This is a genomic window from Actinoplanes sp. NPDC048967, assembly GCF_040649415.1.
In the GTDB taxonomy this organism is placed as follows: Bacteria; Actinomycetota; Actinomycetes; order Mycobacteriales; family Micromonosporaceae; genus Actinoplanes.
The window spans coordinates 1-26,416 of record NZ_JBEZFL010000013.1 but is presented as its reverse complement, the minus strand read 5'-3'; the positions used below and the strand labels follow the sequence as shown (position 1 = coordinate 26,416).

The following is a 26,416-nucleotide window of genomic DNA, read 5'->3' as shown; positions in this document are numbered from 1 at the left end:
GCCGGTTCCGCACTGCTATAGCGTCTGCGGCCATGACCGACTGGCCGCGTACCGAAGCCGAGGCGCTGGTGGTGCAGGACGCCCTCCGGCCACGGCTGCTGGGCGGGCCCGGCCCGCAACGGCCGGCGACAGTCGCGGGCCTCGACGTGGCGTACCACGAGGACGGCGATCGGCTCGCGGCGGCGATCGTCGTGCTGGACGCTGCGGACCACCGCGTCGTGGACACGGCCGTGGTGAAGGGCCGGGCCGCGTTCCCGTACGTGCCGGGGCTGTTCGCCTTCCGGGAGGTTCCCGCGCTGCTGACGGCCCTGGACCGGCTCACCGTGCGACCCGATGTGCTGATCTGCGACGGCCACGGGCTGGCCCATCCCCGGCGCTTCGGACTGGCCTGCCACCTGGGCGTGCTCACCGACCTGCCCTCGTTCGGCGTCGGCAAGACCTCGCTGGTCGGCAGGTGGGAAGGGCCCGGCGAGCGCCGCGGCGAGCGGTCCTCGCTGATCGACGACGGCGAGAGCGTGGGCGCCGTGCTGCGGACCCGGGACGCGGTGAAACCGGTCTTCGTCTCGGTCGGGCACCGGATGGATCTCGACACCGCCTGCGCGCTCACCCTCGGGCTCACGCCACGCTTCCGGCTGCCGGAGACGACCCGGGCCGCCGACCGGGCCTGCCGGGACGGATTACGGCGGCCGGATGTAACAGTCCCGAGACGGTGACGCCACGCTGTTGCGACCCGGCGGTCACCCTCGCTCCGCTAATGTCGGCGGGTCGAACATCGTGCCGAGGAGTGACCGTTGTCTGATCTGTCCCAGCTCGTCAAGGCGTACGACGTCCGTGGCGTCGTGCCCGACCAGCTCAACGAGACCGTGGCCCGGGCCCTGGGCACGGCGTTCGTGGAGATGCTCCGCGAGTCGGGGGACGACGCGGAACGGATCGTGCTGGCCCACGACATGCGCGAGACCGGTCCCGCGCTGGCCGCCGCGTTCTCCGCCGGGGCCAACTCGGCCGGCGCCACCGTCGTACACATCGGTCTCGGCTCGACCGACCAGCTCTACTACGCCTCAGGCGTGCTCGGCCTGCCCGGCGCCATGTTCACCGCCAGTCACAACCCGGCCAAGTACAACGGCATCAAGTTGTGCCGGGCCGGTGCCCGTCCGGTGGGCCAGGACAGCGGCCTGGTCATCGTCCGGCAGCGGGCCGAGGAGCTGCTCAACGACCTCGACGCGGTGGGCGAGGTGCCGCCGGCGATCGAGCACCGCAATCTGCTCGCCGACTACGCCCGCCATCTGCGCGGGCTCGTCGACCTGTCCGGCATCCGGCCGCTGAAGGTCGTCGTCGACGCCGGCAACGGCATGGGCGGCTACACCGTGCCGGCCGTGCTCGGCGACCAGGAGCTGTCCGCGCTGCCGTTGGAGATCGTGCCGCTCTACTTCGAGCTGGACGGCTCGTTCCCGAACCACGAGGCCAACCCGCTGGATCCGGCCAACCTGGTGGACCTGCAGGCCGCCGTCCGAGAGCACGGCGCCGACCTGGGCCTGGCCTTCGACGGCGACGCCGACCGCTGCTTCGTGGTGGACGAGAACGGCGACCCGGTGTCCCCGTCGGCCATCACCGCGCTGGTGGCCAAGCGGGAGCTGGCCAAGTTCCCGGGCAGCACGGTCATCCACAACGTGATCACCTCGGTCGCGGTGCCCGAGATCATCACCGAGAACGGCGGTGTCCCGGTCCGCAGCCGGGTCGGCCACTCCTTCATCAAGGCGGAGATGGCCCGTACGAACGCGGTCTTCGGCGGCGAGCACTCGGCCCACTACTACTTCCGTGACTTCTGGTTCGCCGACACCGGCATGCTCGCCGCGATGCACGTGCTCGCCGCGCTCGGGGGCCAGCCGCAGCCGCTGTCGCAGTTCGCGGCCGAGTTCGAGCGTTACGCCGCCTCCGGTGAGATCAACTCCACGGTGGCCGACGCGCCCGCCAAGATCGCCGAGGTCCGCGCCGCGTTCGCCGACGCCACGCTGGACGAGCTCGACGGCATGACGCTGCGGCTCAGCGACGGCGCCTGGTTCAACCTGCGTGCCTCCAACACCGAGCCGCTGCTGCGGCTGAACGTGGAAGCGCCGAAGCCGGACCGGATGGCGGCCCTGCGCGACCAGGTGCTCGCCATCGTTCGCGGTTAGGATCACCTGGATCCGCAAAGCCCGCGCACGTTTTAAGGAGCCGTTCGGTGGCCCTCGACCCGCAGTTGCTGGAGATTCTGGCCTGCCCGGACACACACCACGCGCCGCTGGAGTACGACGCCGGCGCGCAGACGCTGACCTGCACCGAGTGCGGACGTGTCTTCCCGGTGCGTGACGACATCCCGGTTCTCCTCCTGGACGAGGCGATCACCGACGGGAAGGCTTCCTGATGGCGGGCCCGTTCGAGGGAGCGGCCGGCCTGACCGGGCGCCGGGAGGCCGACGAGGCGCTGCTCGAGGACGAGAAGGCGATGCTCGAGAACGACCCGGGCGGCATGCTGCGGGCCACCGCCTCCGCCGGCGCCCAGGTCCGGGAGTCGGCCGCGCTGGCCGCCGAGGCCAACCTGAGCGTGCTCGCCGACGAGGGCCGGCCCCGCGCCGTGGTCGTCGCCGGCATCGGCACCGCCGGCCTGACCGGTGACATCCTGGCCACCGTCGCGGGCCCGCGCTGCCCGGTCCCGGTCATCGGGCACCGCAGCGCCGGGGTCCCCGGCTGGGTCGGTGCGGCCGACGTGGTCATCGCCGTCTCCGCCAGTGGTCGCAGTCCCGAGGCGCTGGCCGCCGCGGACGCCGCCGCCCGCCGCGGCGCGCGCCTGGTGGCCATCGGCAACCCCGACTCCGAGCTCCAGGCCATGGCCGAGCGCGCCCGGGCCCCGTTCATCCCGGTGCCGCGGCGCGCCCCGGCCCGGGCCAGCCTCTGGGGCCTGGCCGTGCCGGTGCTGCTGGCCGCCCGCAGCCTGGGCCTGGTCAAGGTCAACGAGGCCGACCTGGCCGAGACCGCCGCCCGGCTGGACGCCGACGCCGAGCGCTGCCGGGCCGGTGCCGAGTCCTTCGTCAACCCGGCGAAGTCGCTGGCGCTGGGCCTGGCCGGCTCGATCCCGATCGTGTGGGGCTCGTCCCCGCTGGCCACGGTCGCCGCCCGCCGCTTCGCCGACACCCTGGCCGCCAACGCCCGCTATCCGGTGATGGCCGGTGCGCTGGGTGAGGCCGGCCGCGGCCGGGTCGGCCTGCTCGACGGGCCGTTCGGCGGCCTGGCCGAGTCGTCGCGCGACATCTTCGCCGACCCGGACGAGCCGGCGGAGCTCAGCACCCGGCTGCGGCTGGTGGTGCTGCGCGACGGCGGTCTCAACCCCGAGGAGGAGGCCGACGAGCCGGTGGCCGTCGAGGAGCGCCGCGCCGACGCGGTGCAGACCCTCGCGGAGCGCCGCGGCGTGCGCTGCGACGTGGTCACCGCCGAGGGCGGCTCGGCCCTGGAACGGCTCGCGTCGCTGGTTGCGGTCCCCGACTTCGCCTCGATCTACCTGGCGCTGGCCCACGGCCTGGACCCGATGGCCGTGCCGGCCATCAACGAGATGAAGGAACTGAGCAACCCGATGCCGGAGGGACTCCAGTGAGCGCGGGCGGTGGCACCAAGGCGATCATCGCCGCCCTCGCGGCGAACCTGGGCATCGCGGCCACCAAGTTCGTAGCCTGGCTGCTGACCAGCTCGTCGTCGATGCTGGCGGAGTCCATCCACTCGGTCGCCGACTCCGGCAACCAGGCGCTGCTGCTGCTCGGCGGCAAGCGCGCGCAGCGCAAGGCCACCCCGGAACACCCCTTCGGGTACGGCCGGGAGCGCTACATCTACGCGTTCATCGTCTCCATCGTGCTGTTCAGCGTCGGCGGCCTGTTCGCGCTGTACGAGGCGTACCACAAGATCCAGGAGAAGGAGGGCATCCACGAGTGGCAGTGGGTGCCGGTGACCGTCCTGGTCGTGGCCATCGGCCTGGAGAGCTACTCGTTCCGGACGGCCATCAAGGAGTCCAACCACACCCGCGGCAAGACCTCCTGGGTCAACTTCGTGCGCCGGGCCAAGGCGCCGGAGCTGCCGGTGGTGCTGCTGGAGGACGCGGGCGCGCTGATCGGCCTGGTGTTCGCGCTGTTCGGCGTGGTGCTGACCCTGATCACCGGCAACGGCGTCTGGGACGGGCTCGGCACCGCGGCGATCGGCCTGCTGCTGGTGACCATCGCCGCCGTCCTGGCCCTGGAGACCAAGAGCCTGCTGCTCGGCGAGGGCGCCAACCCGGAGGACATCGCCAAGATCCAGCAGGCGATCATGGCCGGTCCCGGCGTCGAGCGGATCATCCACATGAAGACGCTGCACCTGGGCCCCGAGGAGCTGCTGGTGGCCGCGAAGATCGCGGTGCAGCCGTCGGAGCTCGCCGCGGACGTGGCCCGGCACATCAACGAGACCGAGTCGCGGATCCGCGAGGCGCTGCCCATCGCCCGCGTCATCTACCTGGAGCCCGACATCTACCACCCGCAGGCCGGGGCGACCTCGGCGGCCGAGGCCGGCACCCTGCCCGCGACGGCGTAACTCTTCACGAAACGGGGCGGCTGTGGCTGCTGTTCTCCCCCTGCGGGGTGTCATCCGGCCGTACGCCTGGGGCTCGCGGAGCGCGCTGGCCGAGCTCCAGGGCCGGCCGGTGCCCACCGACGCTCCCGAGGCGGAGCTGTGGCTGGGCGCCCATCCAGGTGACCCGTCCACGGTGACCGGGCCGGACGGTCCGGTGAGCCTGGCCGCGCTGATCGGTGACGACCCGAAGGGCCAGCTGGGTGCCGAGGTCGCCGACGAGTTCGGGGCCCGGCTGCCGTACCTGATGAAGGTGCTGGCCGCCGAGGCGCCGCTGTCACTGCAGGCCCACCCCGACGCCGAGTACGCGAAGCAGGCGTATGCAGCCCAGGAGGCCGACCCGCAGGCGCCGCGCAACTACACGGACGCGCACCACAAGCCGGAGATGCTGGTCGCGCTCACGCCGTTCGACGCGCTCTGCGGTTTCCGGGCCCCGGACGTGTCGGCGGCGGTCCTGGAGGGTCTGCGCATCCCGCGCCTGGCCCCCGTGATCGCGGCCCTGCGGGCTGGTCCGGCCGGGCTGCGCGACGCCGTCCAGGAGTTGCTGACCTGGCCGGTGGACGACCGCGCAGCCCTGATCGGGGACGTGCTCACGGCGGCCGGCGCCGACGGCGAGTACGCCCAGAGCTACGCCCTCGCCCGCGACCTGGCCGGCCGCTACCCGGACGACCCGGGTGTACTGGTCGCCCTGCTGCTCAACCAGGTCCGCCTGGCGCCGGGCGAGGCGATCTACATGCCGGCCGGCAACCTGCACGCCTACCTGAGCGGCACGGGCGTCGAGATCATGGCGGCCAGCGACAACGTCCTGCGGGGTGGGCTGACCCCGAAGCGGGTGGACGTCGACGAGCTGCTGCGCGTGCTGCGCTTCGAGGTCCTGGCCGAGCCGATTTTGCCGGCGACGCAGGTCGCGCCGGGCGTGCAGACGTGGCCGGTGCCGGTGCGCGAGTTCGCGCTCTACCGGCTCGAGCTCACGCCGGCCGGCCCGCCGTTGCGGCTGCCGGGGGAGGGGCCGCGCATCGTCCTGGGCGTCCGCGGCGACGTGTTCGTGGCCGAGGCGGTCGACGGCACGCCGGTCGAGGTGACGCCGGGTACGGCGGCCTACGTCCCGGCCGAGACGGGCCCGGCCACGGTGGCCGGCGTCGGCGAGGTCTTCGTGGCGGCCGTCGCCTCCTGACCGGTCGGCGGCTCTGCGAGGATTTCTCGCATGGGTAGTGCTGAGAACATCGACATCCGCCCGGGCACCGTCGAGGACGTGCCGATCGTGCTCGGGTTGCTCGACAAAGCGGCCCGCTGGCTGGTGGCGCGGGGCCGGCCCGGCCAGTGGGGCACTGAACCGCTGTCCGCCCGGCCCCAGCTCCACGCCTCGACCAGCGACGCGGCCCGGGCCGGCAACCTGTTCCTGGCGTACCTCGGCGGGCAGCCGGTGGGTGCCCTGACGGTGGGCAACACGCCCGCCTACGTCCCGCCGGCTCCGGAGCCCGAGCTGTACGTGAATCTCCTGGTGACTGATCGCGACCACGCGGGACACAACGTCGGCGGGCGGCTGCTGGACCACGCCCGGCAGCTGGGCCGGGCCCGCCAGGCAGTCCTGCTGCGGGTGGACTGCTATGCCGGCGACGACCAGGCGCTGATCCGCTACTACGAGCATCAGGGATTCCAGCGGGTCAGTCTGTTCGAGGTCGCCCGGGACAACGCTCCGGCCTGGCCCGGGCAGCTGCTCCAGGACCGCCTCGATGACGCGCCGTCACCTGTCGCGGACGCCACGACTTAAGGATTCGACCCGAAATTTGCCGATTTGCTTGACATGGCGTGTGCGGAGTGTGAATCTATAAACACGCAGCGTCATTGGTGATCGGGGGGTCCCACGGACGCGCGCGGTACCAAACCGGGGGGATGAACGGGGCGGCGGATCTTCGGATCCGTCGCCCCGTTCGCTGTCCGGAACCCGGCCGCCGGGGTCCGGCCGGACGATCCTCCCGGCGGCCGGGTGACGGGGCGCGACGCCACGCCGGCCGGGCCGGGTGCCGGTCGGGCCGGTGCTGCGGTTGTCGGCTTTGTGGGCGTACCGGAAAGGGTCCCGGCCCGTGGTCACCGGCGTAACGTTGACGGCTGCCTCGACCCCCGTCTCTGGAGGAGCATGGATGACCAGCACACTCCCCGCCGCCGCCGGTGCGCAGCGCACCGTCGCCGAGGGCGACTACAAGGTCGCGGACCTCTCCCTTGCCGCCTTCGGGCGTAAGGAGATCGAGCTGGCCGAGCACGAGATGCCCGGCCTGATGTCGCTGCGCGAGGAGTACGGCCCGAGCCGGCCGCTGCGGGGTGCACGGGTGACCGGTTCGCTGCACATGACGATCCAGACCGCGGTCCTCATCGAGACGCTGACCGCGCTGGGTGCCGAGGTCCGCTGGGCCTCCTGCAACATCTTCTCCACCCAGGACCACGCCGCCGCCGCGATCGTCGTCGGCCCGGACGGCACTCCCGAGGCCCCGGCCGGGGTGCCCGTCTACGCCTGGAAGGGCGAGACGCTGGAGGAGTACTGGTGGTGCACCGAGCAGGTGCTGCGCTGGCCCGACGGCGAAGGTCCCAACATGATCCTCGACGACGGTGGTGACGCGACCCTGCTGGTGCACAAGGGCGCCGAGTTCGAGAAGCTCGGGTCGGTCCCGGCCCCGGACACCGCCGACTCGGAGGAGTACGCGGTGATCCTCGCCGTGCTCGCCCGGTCGCTGCGCGAGGACGACCGGCGCTGGACCCGGATCGCCGCCGGCATCAAGGGCGTCACCGAGGAGACCACCACCGGCGTGCACCGCCTGTACGAGATGCAGCAGCAGGGCACGCTGCTGTTCCCGGCGATCAACGTCAACGACTCGGTCACCAAGAGCAAGTTCGACAACAAGTACGGCTGCCGGCACTCGCTGATCGACGGCATCAACCGGGCCACCGACGTGCTGATCGGTGGCAAGGTGGCGGTGGTCTTCGGCTACGGCGACGTCGGCAAGGGCTGCGCCGAGTCGCTGCGCGGCCAAGGGGCCCGGGTGATCGTCACCGAGGTCGACCCGATCTGCGCGCTGCAGGCCGCGATGGACGGCTACCAGGTCGCCACCATGGACGACGTGGTCGGGACGGCCGACATCTTCGTCACCGCGACCGGCTGCTTCAACGTCATCACGGCGGAGCACATGGCCCGGATGAAGCACCAGGCCATCGTCGGTAACATCGGGCACTTCGACAACGAGATCGACATGGCCGGCCTGGCCCGGCGCGCCGACGTGCGGCGGATCAATGTCAAGCCGCAGGTCGACGAGTGGAAGTTCGCCGACGGGCACTCGGTGCTCGTGCTCTCCGAGGGCCGCCTGCTGAACCTGGGCAACGCGACCGGGCACCCGTCGTTCGTGATGAGCAACAGCTTCTCGAACCAGACGATCGCCCAGATCGAGCTGTTCACCAAGACCGACGAATACCCGGTCGGCGTGTACGTGCTGCCCAAGCACCTGGACGAGAAGGTCGCCCGGCTGCACCTGGGCGCCCTCGGGGTCAAGCTCACCGAGCTGACCAAGGAACAGGCGTCGTACCTGGGGGTCGCGGTCGAGGGCCCGTACAAGCCGGACCACTACCGCTACTGACGGCTGCGTGAAGAAAGGGCCGCGTGACTGAGGGCCGGGGCCGCCGGTTCGTGGAAAAGCGAACCGGCGGTTGCCGCCACCGGTCCGCTTCCCTGCCTGGTGCGCTGCCTCCCGCCCGGCGACCCGCACCAAAGTCTGCCTTCCCCTCCCATTACGACACGGTCCGGGCTCCACTGCAAGTGCATATAGTGTCGTGCAAGTTGCAGTCAGTCACCGGTACGGTGGTCCCGTGGCGAGGCCGACATCGATGGCCGCACGCCGGGAGCTCGGTGCCGAGCTGCGCCGGCTGCGCGGTGAGCGCCGGGGTGCCGAGGTCGCGGCCCGGCTCGGCTGGTCCGAGTCCAAGCTGAGCCGGATCGAGACGGCCCGGACCGGGATCAGCGAGGCGGACCTCGACCGGCTGATCCGGCTCTACGCGGGTACGCCGGGCGAGCAGTCCCACCTGCGTGACCTGGCCCGGCGCGGACGGGCCCGGGTCTGGTGGGCGCCCTACCGCTCATCGGTGGCCGAGCCCTACGACGAGTACGTGGCGTTCGAGGCCGAGGCCGTCGTCATCTGCGAGTGGGAGGCGCAGGTGGTGCCCGGCCTGCTGCAGACCGACGAGTACGCGCACGCGGTCATCGAGGTGGGCGCCGGCCTGGACGACCCGGAGACGGTGCAGCAGCGGACCGCCCTGCGCATGGCCCGGCAGAGCGTGCTGACCCGCGACCCGCCGCCACGGCTCTGCGTGGTCCTCGACGAGTCGGCCCTGCACCGCGAGGTCGGCGGTCGTGACGTGCTGCGCCGCCAGGTGCAGCGGCTCTACGACGCCAGCCAGCGGCCCGGCGTCGAGCTGCACGTGCTCCCGTTCGCCGCGGGCGCGCACGCCGCGCTGGGTGAGGCGTTCGTCATCTTCGAGTTCGGCGACTCCGGGCGGGCGCCGGTCGTGCACAGCGAGGACCTGGTCGGCGGCCAGTTGCGCACCAAACACTCGCACGTGCGGGTCTACCGGGAGGCTTTCGCCGATCTCCGGCGGCGGGCGCTGACGGTGGACGAGACTCGGGATCTGATCGCTCGAACGGGGGATGGCCTGCGGTAGCCGATGGGCGTTACCCGAGGCGAGTATTCATCCGCGGAAGGGCATGACATTGCAGAACCAAGGCTTGACCTGGCGAAAGAGCACCCGTAGCGCCGCCGCCGGGCATTGTGTGGAGATCGCCTCGGCCGCCGCCGCGGTGTTCGTCCGGGACTCCAAGGACGTCGCCGGGCCGGTCCTGGAGTTCGGGGCCCGGGACTGGGCCGACTTCCTGGGTGGCGTCCGCGCGGGCCGCTTCGACCGCTGATCCCCGAGCAGGGCGGTTCTCCCGGCGGGAGAGCCGCCCTGACGTGTGACCGGCCTGATAGTGGCTCAGCTTGACGGATGTGGTTCGCCCGTGACTAAGGTATGCCGAGCCTTACTTAGGGATGCCTTAGCGACGGAGTGCCATGCTCGCCACCTACCTCATCGGCCTGCGTGAGGGGTTGGAAGCCACCCTGGTGGTCAGCATCCTCATCGCGTTCCTGGTGAAGTCCGACCGCAAGGACCGGCTCGTCCAGGTCTGGTCCGGCGTCGGCCTCGCCGTGGCGCTGTCCGTCTTCTTCGGCTGGCTGCTCAGCTACACCTCGACCACCCTGCTGCAGAAGTACGAGCACCGCGAGCTGTTCGAGGCCATCACCTCGATCCTGGCCGTGGTCTTCGTGACCTGGATGATCTTCTGGATGCGCCGGGCCGCCCGGTCGATCGCCGGTGAGCTGCGCGGCAAGCTCCATGACGCGCTGGAGGTCGGCTCGATCGCGGTGGCCGTGATGGCGTTCCTGGCCGTGGTCCGCGAGGGCCTCGAGACCTCGCTGATCTTCTACTCCGCCGTGCAGGGCGCCGCCGACAACAGCCGCCCGCTCTACGCCCTGCTGGTCGGCATCGCGTCCGCGGTGATCATCGGCTACCTGATGTACGCGACCGCGGTGCGGATCAACCTCTCGGTCTTCTTCACCTGGACGGGTGCCCTGCTCATCCTGGTCGCCGCCGGCATCCTGAAATACGGCGTGCACGACTTCCAGGAGGCCAACGCCCTGCCCGGCCTCAACAACCTGGCCTACGACATCAGCGGCGTGCTCGACCCCTCGGCCTGGTACACCGCCCTGCTGACCGGCATGTTCAACATCACCCCGACCGCGTCGGTGCTCGAGACGATCGCCTGGGCCGCGTACGGCATCCCGGTGCTCGTGCTCTTCCTCCGGCCGGCGCGCAAGAAGGCGCCGGTCGTCACCCCCGAACCCACCCCGGCGCCCGCGCCGCAGCAGTAGGAGCCCCGTCCATGCGTACCACCCGAATCCTCGCGCTCGCCGCGGTCGGCGTCCTCGGCGGCGCCCTGGCTGCGTGCGGCGGCGACAAGGCCGACGACACCGCTGCCGGTGCCACGGGCGGGCCGATCACCGTCAAAGCATCGGACACGGCCTGCGAGGTCGCCCGGAACCAGGCCGACGCCGGCACCAGCGTCTTCACCATCACCAACGGCGGCAACAAGGTCACCGAGTTCTACGTGTACGCGCCGGGCGACCGGGTCATGGGCGAGGTGGAGAACATCGCTCCCGGCCTCACCCGTGAGTTGCACGTGGAGCTGCCCGCCGGCTCGTACGAGACCGCCTGCAAGCCGGGCATGAGCGGCAAGGGCATCCGGGCCGCGCTGACCGTCGCCGGCTCCTCGGCCCCGCTGACCGACGACGCCAAGCTCGCCGACGCCACCGCCAGCTACTCCCGCTACGTCAAGAGCCAGACCGCCGCGCTGCTGCCCAAGACCGAGGAGTTCGTGGCCGCGGTCAAGGCCGGCGAGGTCGACAAGGCCAAGGCGCTGTTCCCGGTGACCCGTACCTACTGGGAGCGCATCGAGCCGGTCGCGGAGATCTTCGGTGACCTCGACCCGAAGATCGACGGCCGTGAGGAGGTCATCGAGGAGGGCATGGAGTTCACCGGCTTCCACCGCCTCGAGAAGGACCTGTGGGCGGCCAAGCCGGATGTCTCCAAGGACGGCCCGATCGCCGACCAGCTGCTGGTCGACGTCAAGGAGATCGTGGCCAAGGCCAACGCCGAGAAGCTCTCCCCGCTGCAGCTGGCCAACGGCGCCAAGGGCCTGCTGGACGAGGTCGCCACCGGCAAGATCACCGGCGAGGAGAACCGCTACTCGCACACCGACCTGTGGGACTTCAACGCCAACGTCGAGGGTTCCAAGGCCGCCATCGCGTCGCTGCGCCCGGTCCTCTCCGAGCGTGACCCCGCGCTGGTCAAGACGCTCGACACCGAGTTCGCCAACGTGGACACCGCGCTGGCCAAGTACCGCGCCGGCGACGGCTGGAAGCTGCACAACACCCTCAGCGAGGCCGACCTGAAGGGTCTCTCCGACGCGATCAACGCGCTCGCCGAGCCGATCAGCAAGGTTGCCGCGGTCGTCTCGAAGAAGTAGGGAGACCCCTCGATGTCGGACAGCATCGTTTCGCGCCGGCGGGCCATCGCGCTCGCCGGCGTCGGCGTGGCCGGAGTGGCCGGGGCCGCCGCCGTCGGTGGCGCCCTGGTCAAGGGCGCGTCGGCCGAAGGGCCGCACCCCGTCGAGGGTGCGGTCGCGTTCACCGGCGAGCACCAGGCCGGCATCGTCACCCCCGCCCAGGACCGCCTGCACTTCGTCGCGTTCGACGTCATCACCAAGGACCGCGACCGTCTGGTCCGCATGCTCAAGGAATGGACCGCCGCGGCGGCCCGGATGACCGCCGGGCGCGACGCCGGCGAGATCGGCGCGGTCGGCGGCATCCCCGAGGCGCCGCCGGACGACACCGGCGAGGCGCTCGGACTGCCGCCCTCGGCCCTGACCATCACGGTCGGCTTCGGCCCCACGCTGTTCCGCGACGCCACCGGCAAGGACCGCTTCGGCATCGCCGCCAAGCGCCCCGAGGCGCTGGCCGACCTGCCGCACTTCCCGGGCGACCGGCTGGACGACAGCATCTCCGGCGGCGACCTGTGTGTGCAGGCGTGCGCCAACGACCCGCAGGTGGCCGTGCATGCGATCCGCAATCTGGCCCGGATCGGCATGGGCGTGGTCAGCGTGCGCTGGTCGCAGCTGGGCTTCGGGCGTACGTCGTCGACGTCCACGACGCAGGCGACCCCGCGCAACCTGTTCGGTTTCAAGGACGGCACCGCCAACCTCAAGCTCGAGGAGACCGAGCTGCTGCGCGACCACCTGTGGGTGCAGCCGGGCGACGGTCCCGACTGGATGACCGGCGGGTCGTACCTGGTGAGCCGCAAGATCCGGATGATCGTCGAGACCTGGGACCGCTCCTCGCTGGCCGAGCAGGAGATGATCGTCGGCCGGCGCAAGGGCTCCGGCGCGCCGCTGGGCCGGACCGGCGAGTTCGAGGAGCCCGATCTCGACGCGCGCGGGGCCGACGGTGAGCCGGTGCTGGCCGTGAACTCGCACGTCCGGCTGGCCCACCCGAAGTCGAACGGCGGGGCCCGGCTGCTGCGCCGCGGCTACAACTTCGTGGACGGCTCGGACGGGCTGGGCCGGCTCGACGCGGGACTGTTCTTCATCGCGTACCAGCGTGACCCCCGCAAGCAGTTCGTGCCGATCCAGCGCAACCTGTCGCGGACGGACGAGATGAACGAGTACCTCAAACCGGTCTCCCAGGCGCTGTTCGCCTGCCCGCCGGGCGTGACCGGCCCGGCGGACTTCTGGGGCCGCGCGCTCTTCTCATAGCCTGGATTTTCGGGCGCCGGCGGGCCATGATCAGCAGCACCGCCGGCGCATGATCGCCGGGCGGTCACACGGGCCTGAAGGGGACAGTGCAATATTGGATCGCATGAGAGCCCGGGTACTCGTCGTCGATGACGACCCAGCGCTGGCCGAGATGCTCGGCATCGTCCTGCGCAGCGAAGGTTTCCTGCCCTCCTTCGTCGCCGACGGTGAGCGCGCACTGGCGGCGTTCCGGGAGAGCCGGCCCGACATCGTCCTGCTCGACCTGATGCTGCCGGGCATGAGCGGCATCGACGTGGCCCGGGCGATCCGCACGGAGTCCGGCATCCCGATCGTGATGCTGACCGCCAAGAGCGACACGGTCGACGTGGTGCTCGGCCTCGAGTCCGGCGCCGACGACTACGTGGTCAAGCCGTTCAAGCCCAAGGAGCTGGTCGCGCGGATGCGCGCCCGGTTGCGCCGGGGCGAGGACGCCGCGCCCGAGATGCTCACCATCGGACCGCCCGGCAACCAGATCACCATCGACGTGCCCGCGCACACCGTCTCCCGCGACGGCGAGGAGGTGAAGCTGACGCCGCTCGAGTTCGACCTGCTGGTCGCCCTCGCCCGCAAGCCGCGTCAGGTCTTCACCCGCGAGGTGCTGCTGGAGCAGGTCTGGGGTTACCGGCACGCGGCCGACACCCGGCTGGTCAACGTGCACGTCCAGCGGCTGCGCGCCAAGATCGAGCCGGACCCGGAACGCCCGGAGATCATCCTCACGGTGCGTGGTGTCGGCTACAAGGCGGGCACGGGTTAGACCCTCGGAGGGGCTAACCTTGCCCCCGAGATGCATGCTCCCGCCTGGCTACCGATGCCCATCCGCCGCACCCTCAGGGTGGTGCGGCGGCAATGGCGCATCGGCGTGCGCCACGGCCTCCGGCTGTCCGCACCCGCCCGCCGCGCCTGGCGCCGCTCGCTGCACCTGCGCGTGGTGACCCTGACCCTGGTGACCTCCAGCCTGCTGGTCGGCGGCTTCGGCTGGTTCATCGCCGACCGCAGCACCCAGATCCTGCTCGACCGGGCCGAGGACGAGGTCCAGGCGCAGATGCAGGGCAAGGTGGAGTACGCCTACCAGCAGCTCTCCGTCCACCGTCAGGTGCGCGACCAGGAGCTGCCGGCGACCATCAGCGCCACCGTCGACCGGCTGGCCGACGGCGACTCCACGGAGAGCGGCGGCGCGATCGTCTCGTTGCGGGCCGACACCATCCCCGAGATCAAGCCGGACTCCTCGATCACGGTCGAGACCGAGCCGCTGATCACCCGCGACATGGTGCGCCTGGTGGCCGAGTCCGAGCAGGTGGCCCAGCAGATCCGCACCCTCGAGGTGGCCGGGACGCAGACCAAATACCTGGTGTACGGCTCCCCGGTGCCCACCAGCTTCGGTCACGTCGAGCTCTACTACCTCGTGCCGTTGACCACCGAGGACCGGGCAGCCAACCAGATCCGCACCACGGTGCTGGTCACCGGGCTGGCCCTGGTCATCCTGCTGGGAATCGTCGCCTGGCTGGTCACTCGCATGGTGGTCACGCCGGTACGGGTCGCCGCCCGCACCGCCCAGCGGCTCTCGGCCGGCCTGCTCGACCAGCGCATGAAGGTCGACGGCGAGGACGACCTGGCCCTGCTGGCCGCCTCCTTCAACCAGATGGCGGCCAACCTCCAGCGTCAGATCGTCCGGCTGGAGGAGATGTCCCGGTTGCAGCGGCGTTTCACCTCGGACGTGTCGCACGAGCTGCGCACCCCGCTCACCACCGTGCGGATGGCCGCCGACCTGATCTTCTCCGAGCGCGAGGAGTTCGACCCGGCCGTGGCCCGCAGCGCCGAGCTGCTGCAGGCCGAGCTGGACCGGTTCGAGAGTCTGCTCACCGATCTGCTGGAGATCAGCCGGTTCGACGCGGGCTTCGCCGCCCTCGACGCCGAGCACACCGACCTGGTGCCGATCGTCGAGCGGGTCGCGGAGCGCCTCGCCGGGCTGGCCGAGCGGGTCGGCGTCAGCATCGAGCTGCGGCTGCCCGACACCCCGGTCATCGCCGAGGTCGACCCGCGCCGCATCGAGCGGGTGCTGCGCAACCTGGTCGGCAACGCCGTCGAGCACGGCGAGGGCCGGCCGGTGGAGGTCACTCTGGCCACCGACGAGGCGGCCGTGGCGGTCACCGTGCGCGATCACGGCGTCGGTCTCAAACCGGGGGAGGAGCGCCTGGTGTTCAACAGGTTCTGGCGGGCCGACCCGTCCCGGGCCCGGCAGACCGGCGGCACCGGGCTGGGCCTGTCCATCTCGGTCGAGGACGCGCGGCTGCACGGCGGCTGGCTGGAGGCCTGGGGCGAGCCCGGCGGCGGCGCGCAGTTCCGGCTCACCGTGCCGGTGCGCTCCGGTGATCGCCTGGTCGCCGCGCCGCTGCCGCTGATCCCGCGGGACCGCGCGGTGGACGCGGTGCCGCTCGCCATCGCGGCGGCGCCCACCGGCGGCGCCGCCGACGGGATCACCGACGAGGCCGCCGAGGTGGTCCGGTGACCCGGCGGCTGCGCGCGCTCCTCGCTGTCCCGCTGGTGGCCGCGCTGCTGGCCGGGGGCTGCGGCATCCCGGACAGCACCGAGGTCCAGCGGGTCGGGCCGGGACCGTCGACCGGCGTCTCGACCGGTGAGGACATCGCCCCCACCCGGCACGACCGTCTCGCCGGCTCGGATCCCGCCACCTTCGTGCGCTACTACCTGGAGGCGGCGGCCGGCGACCCGAACACCGCGATGGAACGGGTCAAGCAGTTCCTCTCCCCGTCAGCCGCCTCGTCGTTCGATCCGGCGGCCGAGGTCCGGGTCGTCCACCTCGTCGACACCCCGCTGGTCAACCCGGGCAGCGTCGACGTGCGGCTGCGGGCCCAGACGGTCGGTGTGCTCAACCACAACGGCATTCTCGACCCGGCCGCGGACGGCTCCGCGCAGGAATACACCCTCACCGTGTCGAGCACGTCCGGCCAGGCCGGGCTGTTCGTCACCAAGGCACCCCCGGTGCTGCTGATCTCCGACGACGCCCTGGACCGGTTCTACGAGCGGCGCAAGCTGTACTTCTGGAACCACGAGTACACCGGCCTGGTCCCCGACGAGCGGTATCTGCCCCGGGACCTGCCCTCGGAACAGCAGCCCAACGAGATCATCAAGTGGCTGATCGCCGGGCCGTCACCCTGGCTCGGCAACGCCGTGGAGACGCTGCCCGAGGGCACCGCCCTGGACGGCAACGTGCCCGCTCCCAGCGACGAGAAACTGCAGATCAACCTCAGCGGTCAGGCGGTGCGCCCGCCCGACGACCAGACCAAGCTGGACCGGCTCCGGCGCCAGCTCATGTGGTCGCTGCGGTCCGGCCAGTGGCGCAGCCTCGAGCTGAAGGTCGGCAACCAGGCCAGCATCGAGTACACCGGCACCGACTACTTCACCAGCAACACGGCCTACGCGCTGGCGGCCTCGCCCGAACGGTTCCTGGTCTACAACGGCCAGGTGCGCCGGATGTCCGGCTCGCCGAACGCCTCGGATCCGATACCCCTGTTGCGCCCGGAGGACAACCGTTTCGTCCGGGCCGCCGCGCTGGCCGGCTCCGGCAAGCGCCGCTTCGCCGCGCTGGTGGTCAGCTCGGCCGGTCGCGAGGAGCTGCGGGTGGGCGCCGGGGCCGCCGACGAGCGGGTCTCCCTCACCAAGATCAGCCTGCCCAAGGGCACGACCGGCCAGCCGGTCTGGGCGATCACCTCGGCCGAGCCGAGCGCGCCCGCCATCGGCCTGGTCACGGTCGGCGGCAGGCTGTACAGCTTCACCTCGGACGATCCCCAGTTGACCAAGGTCGACGGGGCCGGTGACGGCATCACGGCGGTGGCGGTCGCGCCCGACGGCCGCCGCGTGGCGCTGGTCTCCCGGGGCCGGCTCTTCGTCGCGGCGTTGGCCACCGGCGGCGCCAGTGTCCGGATGCTGCCCGCGGAGCAGATTCTCACGGCGCCGTTGAAGCAGGTCAGCGCGGTCGACTGGAGCAGCGAGACCTGGCTCACGGTGGCCGGCGAACGGGCCGACAAGGCCCGGGTGGCCATCTTCGAGATGACCAGCGACGGCTCCTTCGTCTCCGAGCGGCTCGCCGACATCGGCACGGAGAGCGTGAGCTACCTGACGGCGTACCCGGTGAGCCCGGTCAGCGGCACGGACAGCTCGGACACGATCGCGTACGTGGCCAACGGCGACGCCTTCGACGTGCTGTCCGACCCGGTCCGGATCTCGGTGGCCGACCTCGCCGTGGCGGTGCCGAACCCGCCGTCCGGGGTCAAGCCCACCGGGCCCTCCTTCCTGCGCTGAGCGGAGCGGCATGCCGACGGCACGATGGTCCCGGCTGGGCGCGGACCTGGCCGACCTGGTGCTGCCCAGCGCCTGTGCCGGGTGCGCAGCCGAGCGCGTGCCGCTGCGCTTCGGAGTGTGCGCCGGCTGTGTGGCGTCCCTGGAGGCCCTCACGCCGTTTCCGACCGTTCCGGTGCCACCACCACCGGGGATGCCGTTCTGCACGGCTGTCGGGGCGTACGCGGGCCCGGTGCGGGGTGTGCTGCTGGCGTACAAGGAGAAAGGCCGGCACCGGCTCGCCCGGCCGCTGGGATCGCTGCTCGCCGTGGCGGTCGCCGCGGCCGCCCGGCGCGGCGGCGCGGGCCCGCAAGCCCCGGTACGCCTGATCCCCGTCCCGTCGACGGCGGCCGCCGCGCGCGAACGCCATGGCGACCACATGGCGCGACTGGCCGCACACACCGTGCGGCGGCTGCGCGCGGCCGGCTGGGACGCTGACGTCGTCCAGCCGCTGCGGGCGCTCCCACGGGCGGACTCAGCGTCACTGGACGTAGCCGGTCGCGCTGCGGCGGCTGAGAATTCGCTGCGAATCAAGGGGGCCCGGATCCGGATTCCGCGACGCGGGCCGACGATGAGAGGCACGCTGATAGTGGTCGACGACATCGTCACGACCGGGGCCACGCTGGCCGCGGTGGCGGGTCGTCTGCGGGAGGCGGACATGCAGGTCACCGGGGCCGCGGTCGTGGCGGCCACCAGGCTGCGCGGCGGCCGGTCGCCGTACCGGGTCCGGGCGCCCACCGGGGCCCGGCCAGGGCCGAAAGTCACCGGGTCCGTTCCCCGAACGAGGGGTGACGGGCGGGCGTCGGCAGGTTAGCGTCTTGGTGACGAGGGTAAGCGGCCACGACTTACCCGCCACCGGAGCCAAGCCGGCAGCCCGCTCTTCAGGGGCCCGGCCCGCCGCACCGGAAAGGAGCGTCCTCGTAAGCCGTTTCGGTGATTTGCGTGGGTTCGCTCCGTGATCCCGGGCCATACCGAAGCCGGCACACCGCGTCGCAGTACGGCGCCCCCGGCACCCCGTCGCAGGGCGCCCGCAAGATCGTAACGTTGGGGGAGGTCACGAGTGGACATTGTCGTCAAGGGCCGCAACGTAGAGGTTCCCGATCACTACCGGGAACATGTCGCAGACAAGCTGTCGAAGGTCGAACGCTACGACCAGAAGCTGATCAGGGTCGACGTGGAGCTCTTCCACGAACGCAATCCCCGGCAGTCGGACAACTGCCAGCGCGTCGAGATCACCGTGGTGACCAGGGGGCCGGTGATCCGCGCCGAAGCGTGTGCCAAGGACTTCTATGCCGCGCTGGACTGCTCCTTCAACAAGCTCGACGGGCGCCTGCGCCGCGCCGCGGACCGTCGCCGCGTGCACCGGGGACGGCACGCGCCGGTATCCGTCGCCGAAGCCACCGCCAAGCTCCCGACCGATCTGCCGAGCCTGACGCCGCAGCCCGAGGAGTCGCCGGTCGCGACCGACCTCATGGAGCACGAGGACAACCAACCCTGGCGCATCGTGCGGGAGAAGGAACACCCCGCCGATCCGATGACCGTCGACGACGCTCTCTTCCAGATGGAGCTCGTCGGCCACGACTTCTATCTGTTCCATGACAAGGAGAGCGGCCGGCCCAGCGTCGTGTACCGGCGCCGAGGGTACGACTACGGCATTCTCAGCCTGGAAGCAACGGCCTGAGCTGAGGAGAAGCCCTCCGGCTGGCGTGCGGTGATCCCGCGCGTCAGCCGTCGAGGCGCACCACGTCCGCCAGCAGATCCTCCGCCAGCAGGGCGTACTGCACGTCGTCGCTGCGCCGGCCGTCGCCGCCCGGCAACCGCGAGCGCAGGTACGCCTCCCGCTTGAAGCCCGCCTTCTCCAGCACCCGCTGCGAGGCCAGATTGGCCGGCAGGGCACCCGCGATCAGCCGGGCGACACCCGTCTCGGCGAACGCCCACAACGACACCAGCTGCGTCGCCCGGGTCGCGAAGCCGCGCTCCCGCCAGCCCCGCAGCATGCTGTAGCCGATCATCGCCTGCCCGGTGCGCGGCTCCTGGTAGTACAACCCGATCTCGCCCGCGTTCCGGCCGGTGGCGGCGTCGGTGATGACCATGTCCGCCCGTTCGCCGGCGAGCCAGTGCGCGGCCGCCCACGCGCACCGCCGGACCACGTCCTCAGCCGTGGGCGCGATCGGCGGCACGGCGGTGGCCACGACCTCCGGCAGGTGGTGCAGCTCGGCGTAGAAGTCGGCGTCGTCGCTGGTCAGGGGGCGTACCGTCACGACGCCGTCGGTCAGCTCGCCGCCCGGCAGGTCGGGCAGCAGCCGCTCGGTCGGTCCCGGCTCGTCGCCGGCCAGCCGGGCGTAGGCCAGCAGATCGTCGCGGCCGCCGTCGCGGTTGGGCAGCACCCCCCGGCGTACGCCCTCCGGCCGGAAGCCGGCCGCCAGCGCGACCCGCTGGCTGGGGGCGTTCTCCCGGTGGGTGAGCAGCTCGATGCGGGCCATGCCGGTGTGGAACGCGTGCTCGGTCAGCGTGCGCACCGCCGCCACCGCGACGCCGCGGCCGCGGGCCCACGGGCCGACCCAGTAGCCCACCTCGCACTGACCGCGGTGCGGCACCACCTTGTCCAGGCCGATCCCGCCGAGCAGCCGGTCGGTCAGCGGGTCGGCGATCGCCCAGAGCCCGCCGCCGTCGGCGAACATGCCCGGCGCCACGTCGCGGACGTACTCGCGCGCCTGGGCGTGGGTGAACGGCACCGGCAGCGGCGGCATGAAGCGCTGGAGCACCGGATCGGCGTAACCGGCCACGAGGTCGTCGACGTCGCGCGGCGCGAGGCCGCGCAGCCGTACGCCGGGCCCCGACAGCGTCGCAACGATCATGGCAAGTCACCTTCCACCAGCGAGCCCACCCAGCAGTCCCGCCGTCCACGGCCGGTCCGCAGGGCCTGCCGCAACAGACCTTCGACCGTGAAGCCTGCCTTCTCGGCCACCCGCCGCGATGCATCGTTGCCCACCTCGGCGCGCCACTCGATCCGGCTCAGGCCCAGGTCGGCGAAGCCCCAGCGGCAGATCTCCCGCACCGCGGCGCCCGCGTAGCCGCGCCCGCGCGAGCGCGGCCCGACCGCGAAACCGACCTCGCCCACCGCCGGGTCGCCGGGCCGGATCCGCAGATCCACCGAGCCGGCGTACGCGTCCGAGGCGTCGGCGATGGCGAAGACCGCCTCGACACCTCTGGCCCACCGGCGCGGCACGTTGTGGTCCACGTGCGTACGGGCGTCCTCCGCCGTGTAGGGCTGCGGCACGCCGAACCAGCGCGCGGTCTCCGGGTCGGAGCGGCACTCGACGATGCCCGGGATGTCGCGGCGGCCCGGCGGGCGCAGGGTGACCACCCCGGCGGGCAGCGTCGGATGGGCCCCGGCGAACGTGCGGGCTGTGCGGCGTACCGGATCGGGGACATCGGCGCCCGCGGCAGTGAGGTCGCCGGGAAGCAGGGCCCCCAGCCATTTGTCCGGGCTCCCGGGCCCGGCGCCGGGCTGCTCGCCGATCATCGTGAAGCCGAGCCGTAGCGCCGTCACGCGGGAGGGGTGGTTGCCGACCGTGGCCCGCCAGTCGATCCGGGTCAGGCCGAGCGCCGCGCCGAAGGCCCACTGCAGCAGAGCCCGGGCGGCCCGCTCGGCGACCCGGCGGCCGCGCGCCCAGGGCGCCGTCCAGTAGCCGAGTGCGGCCGTGCCGGCGCCGCGGTCGATCGCGTTGAGCGCCACGCAGCCGGCCAACTCGTCGCCGGTGAACACGCCGAGGTGCAGGGCCGTGCCTTCGGCGAGCAGGCGGGGGGCGCGCTCGCCGACGAAGGCGGCGGCGTCCGAGATCCGGTACGGCCACGGCAGGCCGGTGAGCCGGCGGTGCAGTTCCGGATCCTGACACGCCCGGCAGACCGCCTCCGCGTCCCGGGCGTGCCACGGGCGCAGGAGCAAGTCACCGGTACGGATCGCGACCGTTTCCACGCCGACATCGTGCCCCGACACGCCCTGGCCCGGCAAAAGGTTGCAGCGGCCGGTCCGGATGCGCTGTCAGCGAACTTGTCGCCCTGTTTCGCCGTCTTTGCGAGGTTAACCGGAGGCTCGGGTCACGGTCACCCAGACAAGACGCCTACGATGGTTCGGCAGACCGTCTAGGGGAGCGTTGACCCGTGTCGATTTTGGAAAAATTCCTGCGCGCCGGCGAAGGCCGCATGGTGCGACGGCTCAAGGCGATCGCGAACGCGGTCAACTCGATCGAGGACGACTACACCGACCTCACCGACGACGAGTTGCGTGAGTGCACCGAGCAGTTCAAGGAGCGGGTCGCCGACGGCGAGTCGCTGGACTCGCTGCTGGTGGAGGCGTTCGCGGTGGCCCGCGAGGGAGCCCGGCGGGTGCTGGGGCAGCGTGCGTACGACGTCCAGCTCATGGGCGGCGCCGCGCTGCACTTCGGCAACATCCCGGAGATGAAGACCGGTGAGGGCAAGACCCTGACCGGCGTCTTCCCGGCCTACCTCAACGCGCTGAGCGGTGAGGGCGTGCACATCATCACGGTGAACGACTACCTCGCCCAGCGTGACGCCGAGTGGGTCGGCCGCGTGCACGTGTTCCTGGGCCTGACCGTGGGCGTGATCCTGCCCAACCGGCCGGCCGCCGAGCACCGGGCCGCCTACGAGTGCGACATCACGTACGGCACCAACAACGAGTTCGGCTTCGACTACCTGCGCGACAACATGGCGTGGTCGGCGGCCGAGCTGGTCCAGCGCGGCCACAACTTCGCCATCGTCGACGAGGTCGACTCGATCCTCATCGACGAGGCCCGCACCCCGCTGATCATCTCCGGCCCCGGCGAGCACTCCGCCCGCTGGTACGGCGAGTTCGCCGCCCTGGTGGCCCGCCTGCAGAAGGGCAAGGACGGCGAGGGCGACTACGAGGTCGACGAGGCCAAGCGCACCGTCGCGGTCACCGAGCGCGGCGTCGCCCGGGTCGAGGACCGCCTCGGCATCGACAACCTGTACGAGTCGGTGAACACCCCGCTGGTCGGCTACCTCAACAACGCGATCAAGGCCAAGGAGCTGTACCGCAAGGACAAGGACTACATCGTCGACGAGAACGGCGAGGTCCTGATCGTCGACGAGTTCACCGGTCGCATCCTGCACGGCCGCCGCTACAACGAGGGCATGCACCAGGCCATCGAGGCCAAGGAAGGCGTCGAGGTCAAGCAGGAGAACCAGACCCTGGCGACCATCACCCTGCAGAACTACTTCCGGCTCTACAACAAGCTCGGTGGCATGACCGGTACGGCGCAGACCGAGGCCGGCGAGTTCAACCAGGTCTACAAGGTCGGCGTCGTGTCCATCCCGACGCACCGCCCGATGATCCGCATCGACCACCCGGACGTCATCTACAAGACCGAGAAGGCCAAGTTCAACGCGGTCATCGAGGACATCGCCGAGCGGCACGCCACCGGCCAGCCCGTCCTGGTCGGCACGGTCTCGGTGGAGAATTCCGAGATCCTCTCGACGCTGCTGCGCAAGCGCGGCATCCCGCACAGCGTGCTGAACGCCAAGTTCCACGCGCAGGAAGCCACGATCATCGCGCAGGCCGGCCGCAAGGGCGGCGTCACGGTGGCCACCAACATGGCCGGTCGTGGCACCGACATCCTGCTCGGCGGCAACCCCGAGTTCCTCGCCGCCAGCGAGCTGCGCCAGCGCGGCCTCGACCCGGTCGAGGACGCGGAGGAGTACGCCAAGGCCCTCGAAGAGGTTCTGCCCACCTGGAAGCAGGCCTGCGAGGAAGAGGCCGCCGAGGTCACCGCGGCCGGCGGCCTGTACGTCCTGGGCACCGAACGGCACGACTCCCGCCGCATCGACAACCAGCTCCGCGGCCGCTCCGGCCGCCAGGGCGACCCGGGCGAGTCCCGGTTCTACCTGTCGCTGCAGGACGACCTGATGAAGCGGTTCCGCGCCGGTGCGGTCGAGGCGGTCATGGACCGCTTCAACATCCCCGAGGACGTGCCCATCGAGTCGAAGATGGTCACCCGGCAGATCCGCAGCGCCCAGACCCAGATCGAGGGCCAGAACGCGGAGATCCGCAAGAACGTCCTCAAGTACGACGAGGTGCTGAACAAGCAGCGCATGGTCATCTACGCCGAGCGCAAGCGCGTGCTCGACGGCGAGGACATGCACGACCAGGCCCAGCACATGATCAACGACGTGATCGAGGACTACGTCCGCGCGGCGACCTCAGACGGCTACGCCGAGGACTGGGACCTCGACCAGCTCTGGGTCAGCCTCAAGCGCCTCTACCCGGTCAGCGTCACCATCGACGACCTGGTGGAGAACAGCGGTGGCGAGCGCAGCACCCTCGACCAGGAATACCTGATCGAGGAGCTGAAGAAGGACGCCCAGGCGGCGTACGCGGCCCGCGAGGAAGAGCTCGGCGAGGACGCGGTCCGCGAGCTCGAGCGCCAGGTCCTGCTCGCGGTGATCGACCGCAAGTGGCGCGAGCACCTGTACGAGATGGACTACCTGCAGGAAGGCATCAGCCTGCGGGCGTACGCCCAGCGCGACCCGGTGGTCGAGTACCAGCGCGAGGGCTTCGACATGTTCAACCAGATGATGGAGGGCATCAAGGAGGAGGCTGTCGGCTTCCTCTTCAACCTCGAGGTCCAGGTCGAGGAGGCCCCCACCGTCACGGTCGACCCGAGCCAGGCCGTGGCCCTGCCGGGCACCTCATCCGACGGCGAGGGCGACTCGCGGGTCGAGGTCCGGGCCAAGGGCCTGGGCGGCAACCGTCGTCCGCAGGCCCTGCAGTACACGGCGCCGACGATCGACGGCGAGGCCGGTGCTGGTGCGCCGCAGATCCAGCAGGAGCAGCAGGCTCCCGCTCTGGGTCTGGGTTCTCCCATCGTTCCGGCTGGCCCGGCTCACGGGTCGGCCAACCGGCCGCGGAGCTCCGGGCAGGCCGAGGCCAGCAACGGGCCTTCTCGGAATGCTCCTTGCTACTGCGGGTCGGGCAAGAAGTACAAGCGCTGCCACGGGGCGCCTGGAGTTTCCTGATCCGTCCTTGGAAAATACGGCCTCGCGGGATTTCCTCCGCGAGGCCGTATTTCTTTTGGTGGGCGAGTGATGGGGCTCGCTAGCGCTGTCAGTAGGCCAGGTTCACGTGGGCTCGGTTGTGGGACTGCTTTTCGATGAGGTCCACGAGGCCGATGGCGTAGTCGGCGCCGGAGATGGAGCCGCCGTCTTCGGGCTGGACGGCGATGTCATTGCCCAGGCGGTACCGGCCCAGGCGCTCACCCGGGGCGTATGAGCCGAAGCTGGCCGCGGGGCTCACGAAGACCCAGTTCAGGGTTTCCGGGGTGGCCGGGAGGTCGTCGGTGATCAGGGCGGCGCCGGCAAGGATCTCGGCGTGGAATTCGGCCGGGGAGTGGCTGAGGTCCTCTTTGAAACGGGGGGCGCCGGGTGCCGGACGCAGGGACGAGAAGCCGCCGACAACGAAGAGGCGGGCCCCCGCGGTGTCGGCGAGGCGGGCAACCGTGCGGTACACGTCGCGGAACGAGTCGGCGAGCGGACCACGAGGCGCGAGTGCGGCCACCACGACGTCGGCGCCGGAGATGACCGATGACAGGGCCGCTTCCTCCGTGGCATCGCCCTGGACGTAGTTCACGCCTGCGACTGCGTTGGTGGGAAGTGAACGACTGAACGCGGTGACCTCATGACCGCGGGCGGCGGCCTCAGCGACGATGGCCGACCCGGCGTAGCCGGTGCCACCGATGACGACGATGCGGGACATGAAGTGCCTTCCTTCTCAAGCTCCTTGACCCGTGTTCGGGCCCGACGGTCACCGTAGGAGAGCAGATCTCCATCGGGAAGTAGGCACCTTTTGGTAACCAACCAGGCAGGCCGCTTTCGGAGCTAGGCCGCCTGCTGGAACCCCTCCGAGCCCTCCGGAAATGGGCGATCGAACACCTCCCGGATGTCTCAGCCTCCCAAACCGCCTACGACAATCCCGAACAACCGCCCAGCCACCGGCGCCCTCGAGCCACCCGCGCCGCACTGACAGTCGCGCTGATTGGGCCGCGTTGATGGGGTCGCGCTGACTTGGGTCGCGCTGACGGGTCGTGCTGCCGGCGTCGGGCTGATGGGCGTCGGGCTGATGGGCGTCGGGCTGATGGGGGTCGGGCTGATGGGGGTCGGGCTGACTGGAGTCGGGCCGAAGGGGTCGGGCGGACGGGGCCGCGGTGACGGGGTTGGGGTGACGGGTCCCGCTGGCTTTGAGCGTCCGTGACCGGGGTCGGGTGATGGGCCGGGCTCATGAGTCGCGCTGCCTGAGGTCGGGCTGAAAGGAGCCGCACGGACGGGGCCGGGCTGACGGTCGCGGTGACTCGGGTCGGGCTGACTTGGGCCGCACCGAATCGCGTTGCGCTGACTCGGACCGCGCCGACCGAGGTCGGGTTGACGGAGGCGGCGTTGGCGGCGTCGCGCTGACTTGGGCCGGGCTGACTCGAACCGCACCGGCTTGCGTTACGCCGACTCGGGTCGCGCTGGCCCGAGCCATGCTGTCCCGAGCCAATCCAATCCGCGTTGCGCTGACGAGGATGCGCTGACGGGCATGCTGATGGCGGCCGCGCTGACTGGAACCGCGCTGACCCGTGCCGCGCTGACCCGGATGGGGCTGCCCGGGTCGCGCTGAGCGTGGTCGTGCAGACCAGAGCCGTGCCGATTGCTTCGGAGAGGTCAACCGCCCGGCCGCCCACCGCCCGGCCGCCCACCGCCCGGCCGCCCACCGTCCGGCCGCCCACCGTCCGGCCGCCCACCGTCCGGCCGCCCGGACGGACGCAGTATCCGCACAACTGCGCACTTAGCTGGTCACTCAACCCGCAGGCATGGCAAATGCCGAACCACAACAGGCTTGGGGGCGGGGGGGGGGGGCGCGCCGGGTCAATACCTATAGACAGGGGGGGGGGGGGCCCCCCCCCCGCCCCCCCCCCCCAACCCCCCCACCAAAATAAACAAACTA

General features: G+C 71.3%; 22 protein-coding genes. 19 read left to right on the top strand and 3 right to left on the bottom strand.

Annotated features, from left to right (window positions below; all coding sequences use genetic code 11):
• Positions 1-32: 32 nt before the first annotated feature.
• The 18 genes from nfi (at position 33) to raiA (ending at position 19,078) form a co-directional block, all read left to right on the top strand.
• Entirely contained in the window at positions 33-713 is a 681-nt protein-coding gene (gene nfi, locus AB0C12_RS39410; protein ID WP_360555815.1) for a deoxyribonuclease V, read from the top strand.
• 78 nt (positions 714-791) lie between these two features.
• Positions 792-2,171 (top strand): phosphomannomutase/phosphoglucomutase, encoded by a 1,380-nt coding sequence (locus AB0C12_RS39405; protein WP_360555813.1) that lies wholly within the window; start codon positions 792-794, stop codon positions 2,169-2,171.
• Positions 2,172-2,218: 47 nt separating this feature from the next.
• Positions 2,219-2,401: a Trm112 family protein gene (locus AB0C12_RS39400; RefSeq protein WP_360555811.1), complete on the top strand. Its 183-nt coding sequence runs from the start codon at positions 2,219-2,221 to the stop codon at positions 2,399-2,401.
• The gene (locus AB0C12_RS39395; RefSeq protein WP_360555809.1) at positions 2,401-3,624 is read left to right on the top strand and encodes an SIS domain-containing protein; all 1,224 of its coding nucleotides are present in this window, start codon (positions 2,401-2,403) and stop codon (positions 3,622-3,624) included. Before AB0C12_RS39400 ends, AB0C12_RS39395 begins: the two co-directional genes overlap by 1 nt.
• Positions 3,621-4,586, top strand: a complete 966-nt coding sequence (locus AB0C12_RS39390) for a cation diffusion facilitator family transporter (protein WP_360555807.1) — start codon at positions 3,621-3,623, stop codon at positions 4,584-4,586. The genes AB0C12_RS39395 and AB0C12_RS39390 overlap by 4 nt, the downstream gene beginning before the upstream one ends.
• A 22-nt stretch (positions 4,587-4,608) precedes the next feature.
• Positions 4,609-5,796, top strand: coding sequence for a mannose-6-phosphate isomerase, class I (manA, locus tag AB0C12_RS39385; protein ID WP_360555805.1), 1,188 nt, complete (start codon positions 4,609-4,611; stop codon positions 5,794-5,796).
• Positions 5,797-5,826: 30 nt separating this feature from the next.
• Positions 5,827-6,393, top strand: coding sequence for a GNAT family N-acetyltransferase (locus AB0C12_RS39380; RefSeq protein WP_360555804.1), 567 nt, complete (start codon positions 5,827-5,829; stop codon positions 6,391-6,393).
• A 370-nt stretch (positions 6,394-6,763) separates the two neighbouring features.
• Positions 6,764-8,245: an adenosylhomocysteinase gene (gene ahcY, locus AB0C12_RS39375; protein WP_360555803.1), complete on the top strand. Its 1,482-nt coding sequence runs from the start codon at positions 6,764-6,766 to the stop codon at positions 8,243-8,245.
• A gap of 229 nt (positions 8,246-8,474) precedes the next feature.
• Entirely contained in the window at positions 8,475-9,323 is an 849-nt protein-coding gene (locus tag AB0C12_RS39370) for a helix-turn-helix transcriptional regulator (protein WP_360555801.1), read from the top strand.
• Between the two features lie 43 nt (positions 9,324-9,366).
• Complete coding sequence (locus AB0C12_RS39365) at positions 9,367-9,567, top strand: DUF397 domain-containing protein (RefSeq protein WP_360555799.1); 201 nt, start codon at positions 9,367-9,369, stop codon at positions 9,565-9,567.
• Positions 9,568-9,709: 142 nt separating this feature from the next.
• Complete coding sequence (gene efeU / locus AB0C12_RS39360) at positions 9,710-10,567, top strand: iron uptake transporter permease EfeU (RefSeq protein WP_360555797.1); 858 nt, start codon at positions 9,710-9,712, stop codon at positions 10,565-10,567.
• Between the two features lie 11 nt (positions 10,568-10,578).
• Positions 10,579-11,721, top strand: coding sequence for an iron uptake system protein EfeO (gene efeO, locus AB0C12_RS39355; protein WP_360555795.1), 1,143 nt, complete (start codon positions 10,579-10,581; stop codon positions 11,719-11,721).
• A gap of 12 nt (positions 11,722-11,733) precedes the next feature.
• On the top strand, positions 11,734-13,005 hold the full coding sequence (efeB, locus tag AB0C12_RS39350; RefSeq protein WP_360555793.1) for an iron uptake transporter deferrochelatase/peroxidase subunit: 1,272 nt from the start codon (positions 11,734-11,736) through the stop codon (positions 13,003-13,005).
• A gap of 103 nt (positions 13,006-13,108) precedes the next feature.
• The gene (gene mtrA, locus AB0C12_RS39345; RefSeq protein ID WP_023358973.1) at positions 13,109-13,798 is read left to right on the top strand and encodes an MtrAB system response regulator MtrA; all 690 of its coding nucleotides are present in this window, start codon (positions 13,109-13,111) and stop codon (positions 13,796-13,798) included.
• Positions 13,799-13,852: 54 nt separating this feature from the next.
• Positions 13,853-15,550: an MtrAB system histidine kinase MtrB gene (gene mtrB, locus AB0C12_RS39340; protein WP_360555792.1), complete on the top strand. Its 1,698-nt coding sequence runs from the start codon at positions 13,853-13,855 to the stop codon at positions 15,548-15,550.
• Positions 15,547-17,361 carry an LpqB family beta-propeller domain-containing protein gene (locus AB0C12_RS39335; RefSeq protein WP_360555791.1) on the top strand — a complete coding sequence of 605 codons (1,815 nt, stop codon included), beginning with the start codon at positions 15,547-15,549 and terminating at the stop codon, positions 17,359-17,361. Before mtrB ends, AB0C12_RS39335 begins: the two co-directional genes overlap by 4 nt.
• 10 nt (positions 17,362-17,371) lie before the next feature.
• Positions 17,372-18,211 carry a ComF family protein gene (locus tag AB0C12_RS39330; protein ID WP_360555789.1) on the top strand — a complete coding sequence of 280 codons (840 nt, stop codon included), beginning with the start codon at positions 17,372-17,374 and terminating at the stop codon, positions 18,209-18,211.
• Positions 18,212-18,457: 246 nt separating this feature from the next.
• Complete coding sequence (gene raiA / locus AB0C12_RS39325) at positions 18,458-19,078, top strand: ribosome-associated translation inhibitor RaiA (RefSeq protein ID WP_360555787.1); 621 nt, start codon at positions 18,458-18,460, stop codon at positions 19,076-19,078.
• A 43-nt stretch (positions 19,079-19,121) separates the two neighbouring features.
• Here raiA and AB0C12_RS39320 read toward each other — a convergent pair whose 3' ends face one another.
• Both AB0C12_RS39320 and AB0C12_RS39315 read right to left on the bottom strand, forming a co-directional pair.
• Positions 19,122-20,255 carry a GNAT family N-acetyltransferase gene (locus tag AB0C12_RS39320; RefSeq protein ID WP_360555786.1) on the bottom strand — a complete coding sequence of 378 codons (1,134 nt, stop codon included), beginning with the start codon at positions 20,253-20,255 and terminating at the stop codon, positions 19,122-19,124.
• Positions 20,252-21,376, bottom strand: a complete 1,125-nt coding sequence (locus tag AB0C12_RS39315) for a GNAT family N-acetyltransferase (RefSeq protein ID WP_360555784.1) — start codon at positions 21,374-21,376, stop codon at positions 20,252-20,254. Before AB0C12_RS39315 ends, AB0C12_RS39320 begins: the two co-directional genes overlap by 4 nt.
• A 185-nt stretch (positions 21,377-21,561) precedes the next feature.
• On the opposite strand from AB0C12_RS39315, the gene secA reads away from it, so the two are divergent.
• Entirely contained in the window at positions 21,562-24,453 is a 2,892-nt protein-coding gene (gene secA, locus AB0C12_RS39310) for a preprotein translocase subunit SecA (RefSeq protein ID WP_360555782.1), read from the top strand.
• An 88-nt stretch (positions 24,454-24,541) separates the two neighbouring features.
• Here the strand turns inward: secA and AB0C12_RS39305 are convergent, their stop codons facing one another.
• A complete protein-coding gene (locus AB0C12_RS39305) occupies positions 24,542-25,189 on the bottom strand; it encodes an NAD(P)H-binding protein (RefSeq protein WP_360555780.1) in 648 nt (215 codons plus the stop codon).
• Between the last annotated feature and the right edge of the window lie 1,227 nt (positions 25,190-26,416).

Bases quoted from the DNA above. Each gene is read 5' to 3' on its own strand.
- nfi (WP_360555815.1), top strand. From the start codon at position 33: ATGACCGACTGGCCGCGTACCGAAGCCGAGGCGCTGGTGGTGCAGGAC.
- AB0C12_RS39395 (WP_360555809.1), top strand. From the start codon at position 2,401: ATGGCGGGCCCGTTCGAGGGAGCGGCCGGCCTGACCGGGCGCCGGGAG.
- AB0C12_RS39380 (WP_360555804.1), top strand. From the start codon at position 5,827: ATGGGTAGTGCTGAGAACATCGACATCCGCCCGGGCACCGTCGAGGAC.
- ahcY (WP_360555803.1), top strand. From the start codon at position 6,764: ATGACCAGCACACTCCCCGCCGCCGCCGGTGCGCAGCGCACCGTCGCC.
- AB0C12_RS39365 (WP_360555799.1), top strand. From the start codon at position 9,367: ATGACATTGCAGAACCAAGGCTTGACCTGGCGAAAGAGCACCCGTAGC.
- efeU (WP_360555797.1), top strand. From the start codon at position 9,710: ATGCTCGCCACCTACCTCATCGGCCTGCGTGAGGGGTTGGAAGCCACC.
- efeO (WP_360555795.1), top strand. From the start codon at position 10,579: ATGCGTACCACCCGAATCCTCGCGCTCGCCGCGGTCGGCGTCCTCGGC.
- efeB (WP_360555793.1), top strand. From the start codon at position 11,734: ATGTCGGACAGCATCGTTTCGCGCCGGCGGGCCATCGCGCTCGCCGGC.
- mtrA (WP_023358973.1), top strand. From the start codon at position 13,109: ATGAGAGCCCGGGTACTCGTCGTCGATGACGACCCAGCGCTGGCCGAG.
- mtrB (WP_360555792.1), top strand. From the start codon at position 13,853: ATGCCCATCCGCCGCACCCTCAGGGTGGTGCGGCGGCAATGGCGCATC.
- AB0C12_RS39330 (WP_360555789.1), top strand. From the start codon at position 17,372: ATGCCGACGGCACGATGGTCCCGGCTGGGCGCGGACCTGGCCGACCTG.
- AB0C12_RS39320 (WP_360555786.1), bottom strand. From the start codon at position 20,255: ATGATCGTTGCGACGCTGTCGGGGCCCGGCGTACGGCTGCGCGGCCTC.
- AB0C12_RS39305 (WP_360555780.1), bottom strand. From the start codon at position 25,189: ATGTCCCGCATCGTCGTCATCGGTGGCACCGGCTACGCCGGGTCGGCC.